The sequence below is a fragment of the Pseudomonas sp. JH-2 genome (genome assembly GCF_036231725.1).
Classification (GTDB): Bacteria; Pseudomonadota; Gammaproteobacteria; order Pseudomonadales; family Pseudomonadaceae; genus Pseudomonas; species Pseudomonas delhiensis.
Genome location: NZ_JAZAQP010000048.1, coordinates 44,203 through 50,517 on the forward strand (window position 1 = coordinate 44,203; position 6,315 = coordinate 50,517).

The window sequence follows — 6,315 nt, forward strand, 5'->3', positions numbered from 1 at the left end:
GCTGCTCAAGGAATACGTGCGCAAGATCCTCGCCGCGCCGGTCTACGACGTGGCCATCGAAACCCCGCTGCAGGGCGCGCGGCAGCTTTCCGAGCGCCTGGGCTGCCAGGTGCTGCTCAAGCGCGAGGACCTGCAACCGGTGTTCTCCTTCAAGCTGCGCGGCGCCTACAACAAGCTGGCGCAGCTGAGCGCGGCGGAGCGGGCGCGCGGGGTGATCGCCGCTTCCGCCGGCAACCATGCCCAGGGCCTGGCGCTGGCGGCGAAGGAACTGGGCGTGAGCGCGACCATCGTCATGCCGCGCACCACCCCCGAGCTGAAGGTCCAGGGCGTGCTGTCCCGCGGCGGCGAGGTGTTGCTGCACGGCGAGGCCTTCCCCGAGGCCCTGGCCCACGCCCTGCAACTGGCCGAGGCCCACGGCTATACCTTCGTGCCGCCCTACGACGACCCGGACGTGATCGCCGGCCAGGGCACCGTGGCCATGGAAATCCTCCGCCAGCACCCCGGGCGCCTGGACGCCATCTTCGTGCCGGTGGGCGGCGGCAGCCTGATCGCCGGCATCGCCGCCTACGTGAAGTACCTGCGCCCGGAGGTGAAGGTCATCGGCGTCGAGCCGGACGACTCCAACTGCCTGCAGGCCGCCCTGGTGGCCGGCGAGCGCGTGGTGCTGCCGCAGGTGGGCATCTTCGCCGACGGCGTGGCGGTGGCGCAGATAGGTGCGCACAACTTCGAGGTGTGCCGCCATTACGTGGACGAGGTGATCACCGTCAGCAGCGACGAAATCTGCGCGGCGATCAAGGACATCTACGACGACACCCGCTCCATCACCGAACCCGCCGGCGCCCTGGCGGTGGCCGGGATCAAGCGCTACGTCGAGCGCGACGACGCGGCGGGGCAGACCCTGGTGGCCATCGATTCCGGCGCCAACATCAACTTCGACCGCCTGCGCCACGTGGCCGAGCGCGCCGAGCTGGGCGAGCGCCGCGAGGCCATCCTGGCGGTGACCATCCCCGAGCGCCCGGGCAGCTTCAAGGCCTTCTGCGAGGCGGTGGGCAAGCGCCAGATCACCGAGTTCAACTACCGCTACGACCGCAGCGAGGAAGCGCAGATCTTCGTCGGCATCCAGACCCACCCGCAGAACGACCCGCGCCCGGCCCTGGTGGAGCGCCTGCGCGAGCAGGGCTTCCCGGTGCTGGACCTGACCGACAACGAAGCGGCCAAGCTGCACATCCGCCACATGGTCGGCGGCCGCGCGCCGCAGGTGGAGCAGGAGCGGCTGTTCCGCTTCGAGTTCCCCGAGCGGCCGGGCGCTCTGTTCAACTTCCTCAGCAAGCTCGGCGGGCGCTGGAACATCAGCCTGTTCCACTACCGCAACCACGGCGCCGCCGACGGCCGCGTGCTGGCCGGCCTGCAGGTGCCCGAGCACGAGCGTGGCGAGCTGGGCGCGGTGCTGGACGCCATCGGCTACCGCTACTGGGACGAGAGCGAGAACCCGGCGTACCGGCTGTTCATCGGCTAGGGCAGGGCAGTGGACTGGCGAACTTCGCCGCGATTGGCCCTTGGGCCGGCCCCGGGGCCGGGGTAGCTTGGGGGCACAACCCAAGGGGCCCGTGGCCCGAGGAGCCGTCCCATGTCCATCCGCAACCCCCGCCACCTGCTGCTCGCCGGCCTGGCCCTGGTGCTGGCGCTGCCCGCGCTGGCCCTTGCCGGCGGCCACGAGAAGATCGCCACCCTGCAGGAACACGCGCTGCCCGACGCCCCCGGCAAGAAGGGCCTGCTGATCGAGGTCGGCTACAAGCCCGGCGAGGCGTCAGGGCCCCACGTGCATGCCGGCGCGGTGTTCGCCTACGTGCTGGAGGGCGCGGTGGTGTCGCAGCTGCAGGGCCAGGCGCCGGTGACCTACAAGGCCGGCCAGTCCTGGTACGAGGCGGCCAACACGCCGCACCTGGTCTCGCGCAACGCCAGCGCCACGCAGCCGGCCAGGCTGCTGGTGTGGATGCTGCTGGACGAGCAGGCCCCGGTGCTGACCCCGCTGAAACAGTGAGATTGCCGTCGCCGGCCATTTCTGCTGGGATGCCCCGGTCGACCGTCAACGAGGGGCCCGCCATGGCCAGCTACCAGGAACTCTTCGCCATCGGCGAAAACTTCGACGCCTTCGTCGCCCACGGCCTGCCGGCGGAAATCGCCGCGGTGCGGGTGGTGCAGCGAAGGCTCGACGAACCGGGCCTGATCGGCGCGGCCACTGGCGAACGCCTGGCCGCGGTGCAAGGCCACTACCACCTGCTGGTGGCCGGCGAGATGTGGTGCCCGGACTGCCAGCTCAACGTCACCGCGCTGGACTGGCTGTGCCGCCGGCAGCCGCGCATCGACCTGGCGGTGATCTCCAAGGGCCGCGCCGAGGACGACCTGCGGCAGCGCCTGGGCCTGGAGCGCATCGCCATCCCGGTGGTGGCGGTGCTGGACGCCGGGTTCGAGTTGGTGGGGCGCTTCGTCGAGCGGCCGCAGGCGGTGGTCGCGGGGTGGGACGGGGTGAAGCTTGCGTACCGGGCGGGGGATTACCTGGAGAGCACGGTGCTGGATTTGCTGGGGGTGTTCGAGGGGGTGGAGGGGCGGGTTACTGCCGGTGGTTGAGGTGTTTGGCGCATTTGTAGGAGCGAGCTTGCTCGCGAATGAAGTTTCCGAACTGGCATGGTGTTTTGCCCCGAAGAGCGCCCTCTCCCTAACCCTCTCCCTGAAGGGAGAGGGGACCGTTCGGTGTGCGCTGGTATTTCGGCGTTAGCCGGCTTGTATCGAGTTCCCGGCTGACCCCAAATCCTCTCTCGGCACAGACTAGCTCCCTCTCCCTTCAGGGCGGGGCGCGCAGCCGAGGGCTGGGGAGAGGGGCGGCCTCGAACCAACACACCAGAACTCCGGACGAGCACCACCCCGGAGATGGTTATCGCTCCGCCCCCGTTCTACGTCTCTGCCAACCGCTTCTTCAAATAAAACCGCTGATGCCCCGGCGGGCAATCCTCCAGCACCCCCATCGGCTCGAACCCCTGCTTCCGATAGAACTCCGGCGCCTGGAAGCTGTAGGTATAGAGGAACACCCCCACGCAGCCGCGGCGCCGCGCTTCCTCCTCGGCCAGCGCCAGCAACTGCGCACCCAACCCTGCGCCGCGCTGCCTCGCATCCAGCCACAGATAGTCCACGTACAACCAACCCATCCCCGAATGCCCGAACATCCCGCCCACCACCCGGTCCCCGGCGTCGCGGGCGTACAGCTCGAAGTCCTCGTAGCCGTAGGCCTCGCCCATCTGCTCGATGTTGTAGGCGCGCAGGCCTTCCTCCACGACGGCCCGGGCCTGGGGATCGGCGCCCGGGGTGAACTGGTAGCTGGCTTGCGACATGGCGCCTCCTGGCGGATGGAAAACGCCTAGTCTAGAGGGGAAGCGGGGCCCGTGTCCGGTGCCTTGCGCTGGCACCGGCGCGCGCTTTGGGGAAGAATGCGCGCCCGCCGCCCCATACCGAGCTTTCCCATGACCGCCATCCGCGAGCACCGCCCATGAGCACCGCCACCGTCGAGCTGGTGCGTACCGGCCCCGAACACAGCGAGCTGATCCGCAACCTCTACCAGTTCTATGCCTACGAGTCCTCGGACTGGGAGCAGGAGGACGTCGAGGCCGACGGCCGCTTCTACATCCACGAGGAACACCTGGCGCGCTACTGGCAGGCGTCGCAGTGGAGCGCCGAGCTGGTGCTGGTCGACGGCTTCATCGCCGGCTTCGTGCTCATCGAGCGCAGCGAGCTGCCGGGCATCGACGCCCTGGAGCTGGCCGACCTGTTCATCCTGAAGAAGTACCGCCACCAGGGCATCGGCCGCGCCGTGGCGACCCAGGTGCTGACCCGCGGGGAGGGCGCCTGGCTGGTGCACTTCTACCGCCAGGACGAAACGGCCCGGGCCTTCTGGCAGGCGGTGCTGGCCGAACTGCCGCGGCCGGCGCGGCCCATCGAGTCGGTCGACGACGAGCAGTTGCTGAGCTACCTGGTGACGCCGGTCACCCACTGAGGCACTGTGCGCCCGGGTCATAGGTCTGTCATTTCCGATCATTGAGCCGCGCCGGGGCCGGTCTTATGGTTCCTCTGACCACGGCGTCCGGCGCTGCCGGATGGTTCTCCATGACAAGAAGACAGAGGAACCGATGATGAGCGAATTGCAACTGCACCCCCAGGCTGCCGCTTCCCTCCAGCACTGGCACCGCATGATCGAGCGGCGCGACTTCGGCGCGCTGCCCGAGCTGCTGGCCGAGGACGTGGTGTTCCGCTCGCCCATGGCCCACACGCCCTACCCGGGGGCGAAGGTGGCGGCGACCATCCTCAACACCGTGCTGCAGGTCTTCGCCGACTTCACCTACCACCGCGAGCTGGCCACCGCCGACGGCCTGAGCGTGGTGCTGGAGTTCAGCGCCAAGGTCAACGGCCGCGAACTCAAGGGCATCGACATGATCCGCTTCGACGAGCAGGGCCGCATCGTCGAGTTCGAAGTCATGGTCCGCCCCATGAGCGGCCTGCAGGCCCTCGGCGAGGAAATGGGCCGGCGCCTGGGCGCCTACCTGGCGGCAACCAAGGCCTGAGCCACACGGCCCGGCCGCCGCGCCGGGCCGAACGCACGGGGCGCCGGCGCCCTGTGCTAGGCTGAGGCGGTTGTCCTCCCCAGCCGAGTGAACAGGGATGCTCGCTGCACTCAAGCGTTACCCGCGGTCGGTGAACCTGCTGTTCTGCGCCACCTTCGTCCTGACCCTGGGGCGGGCCATCAGCCTGCCGTTCCTGGTCGTCTACCTGTCCTCGACCTTCGGCCTGCCGATCGCCCGCATCGGCGCCATCGTCGGCGGCGCGCTGATCGCCGGCTCCGTGCTGAGCCTGTACGGCGGCTACCTGACCGACCGCCTCTCCAGCCGCGGGCTCATCCTGGGCTATACCGCGTGCTTCATCGCCGGCTTCGTCGGCATGTGCCTGGCCGCCGACCTCTGGCTGTTCTTCGGCTTCCTGGTGGCCTTCAACTTCGCCTACTCGGCGGTGGACGTGGTGGTGAAGGCGAGCTTCGGCCGCCTGCTGCCGGCGCAGGAACAGGGCCGTGCCTTTTCCATCCGCTACACCTTCATCAACATCGGCTATGCCGTCGGCCCCTTCCTCGGCGCCGGGCTGGCCCACTGGGCGCCGAAGCTGCCGTTCGTGGCCTCCGCGCTGCTCGGCGGCGGCTTCCTGCTGCTCTACCTGGTCCATGGCGAGCGCAGCCAGCGCCCGGCCCCGACCGGGCAGGCGCCGGTGGCCTTCCTCGCCCTGGGCCGCGTGCTGCTGGATGACCGGCGCCTGGTCTGCTTCACCTTCGGCGGCGTGCTCAGCGCGGTGGTGTTCGGCCAGTTCACCGCCTACCTCTCGCAGTACCTGGTCATCACCCGCAGCGCCGAGGCGGCCTACCAGGTCATCAGCAGCGTGGTGGCGGTCAACGCCCTGGTGGTGATCGCCCTGCAATATCCGCTGGGCCGGCGCATCGACGAGCGCCGCCTGGAGACCTGGCTGCTGGCCGGGCTGGCGCTGTTCCTGGCCGGGGTGATCGGCTTCGCGCTGTCCACCAGCGTGCTGCACTGGGTGCTGGCGATGGCCGTGTTCACCCTGGGCGAGATCATCGTGTTCCCCGCCGAATACATGTTCATCGACCGCATCGCCCCGCCGCGGCTGCGCGGCATGTACTACGGCGCGCAGAACCTCTCCAACCTCGGCGGCGCCCTGGGGCCGGTGCTCTGCGGCTGGGTGCTGGCGAGCCTGCCGGCGCACTGGATGTTCGTGATGCTGGGCGCCTTCGTCGTCGCCGGCGGGGTGTTCTACCGCCTGGGCGCGGCGCTGCCGGCGGCGCCCCGGCAACCCTGAGGCATCGGCGGGGCGGTCGACGATGGCCAGGGCCTTCGGCAATCGTTCGGCATGGGCGGTCTGGGTCATCGGCGGACCTCCGGCGTGGTGATGTCCCGGTATTGGCGAGCATCGGGCAGGGCTCTTTCCGACGAGTTCTGGTCCTTTCCGGGAACAACTCAGACCTTTCCCATTTATTAGTGACGCCCCACCCCCTGAACCTTGGACCTGGCGTTGCCCGACAGCCTTCGGCTGGCGGACCGGTGCCATCCATCGTCAATGGGAAGGGCGCTCTGCTCGCGTGGGGCTCCCAATAGAGGGGGCCTCAGTGGCTATCGGATATTTCATTCGTTGTGGGGACAAGACCAGCTGTGGTGGTGTGGTGCTGGAAGCCGATACGCGCGTCATGATGTTCGGCGTTGCCCGTGCGCG

The 6,315-nt window shown here is 69.2% G+C and carries 7 protein-coding genes; 6 read left to right on the forward strand and 1 reads right to left on the reverse strand.

Annotated features, from left to right (window positions below; genetic code table 11):
* Window position 1 precedes the first annotated feature (1 nt).
* The 3 genes from ilvA to VV867_RS25180 all read left to right on the forward strand — a co-directional run bounded on the left by ilvA (window position 2) and on the right by VV867_RS25180 (window position 2,628).
* The gene (ilvA, locus tag VV867_RS25170; RefSeq protein WP_328567866.1) at window positions 2-1,516 is read left to right on the forward strand and encodes a threonine ammonia-lyase, biosynthetic; all 1,515 of its coding nucleotides are present in this window, start codon (window positions 2-4) and stop codon (window positions 1,514-1,516) included.
* Between the two features lie 111 nt (window positions 1,517-1,627).
* On the forward strand, window positions 1,628-2,041 hold the full coding sequence (locus VV867_RS25175) for a cupin domain-containing protein (RefSeq protein ID WP_109933342.1): 414 nt from the start codon (window positions 1,628-1,630) through the stop codon (window positions 2,039-2,041).
* A gap of 62 nt (window positions 2,042-2,103) precedes the next feature.
* On the forward strand, window positions 2,104-2,628 hold the full coding sequence (locus VV867_RS25180) for a thioredoxin family protein (protein WP_328567864.1): 525 nt from the start codon (window positions 2,104-2,106) through the stop codon (window positions 2,626-2,628).
* Between the two features lie 323 nt (window positions 2,629-2,951).
* Here the strand turns inward: VV867_RS25180 and VV867_RS25185 are convergent, their stop codons facing one another.
* Complete coding sequence (locus tag VV867_RS25185) at window positions 2,952-3,386, reverse strand: GNAT family N-acetyltransferase (RefSeq protein WP_109936447.1); 435 nt, start codon at window positions 3,384-3,386, stop codon at window positions 2,952-2,954.
* 155 nt (window positions 3,387-3,541) lie between these two features.
* Between VV867_RS25185 and VV867_RS25190 the strand changes: the two genes are divergently transcribed.
* The 3 genes from VV867_RS25190 to VV867_RS25200 all read left to right on the forward strand — a co-directional run bounded on the left by VV867_RS25190 (window position 3,542) and on the right by VV867_RS25200 (window position 5,904).
* Window positions 3,542-4,045 carry a GNAT family N-acetyltransferase gene (locus VV867_RS25190; protein ID WP_109936448.1) on the forward strand — a complete coding sequence of 168 codons (504 nt, stop codon included), beginning with the start codon at window positions 3,542-3,544 and terminating at the stop codon, window positions 4,043-4,045.
* A gap of 136 nt (window positions 4,046-4,181) precedes the next feature.
* Window positions 4,182-4,610, forward strand: a complete 429-nt coding sequence (locus VV867_RS25195; protein WP_109936449.1) for a nuclear transport factor 2 family protein — start codon at window positions 4,182-4,184, stop codon at window positions 4,608-4,610.
* A 97-nt stretch (window positions 4,611-4,707) separates the two neighbouring features.
* A complete protein-coding gene (locus VV867_RS25200) occupies window positions 4,708-5,904 on the forward strand; it encodes an MFS transporter (protein ID WP_328567865.1) in 1,197 nt (398 codons plus the stop codon).
* Window positions 5,905-6,315: the final 411 nt, after the last annotated feature.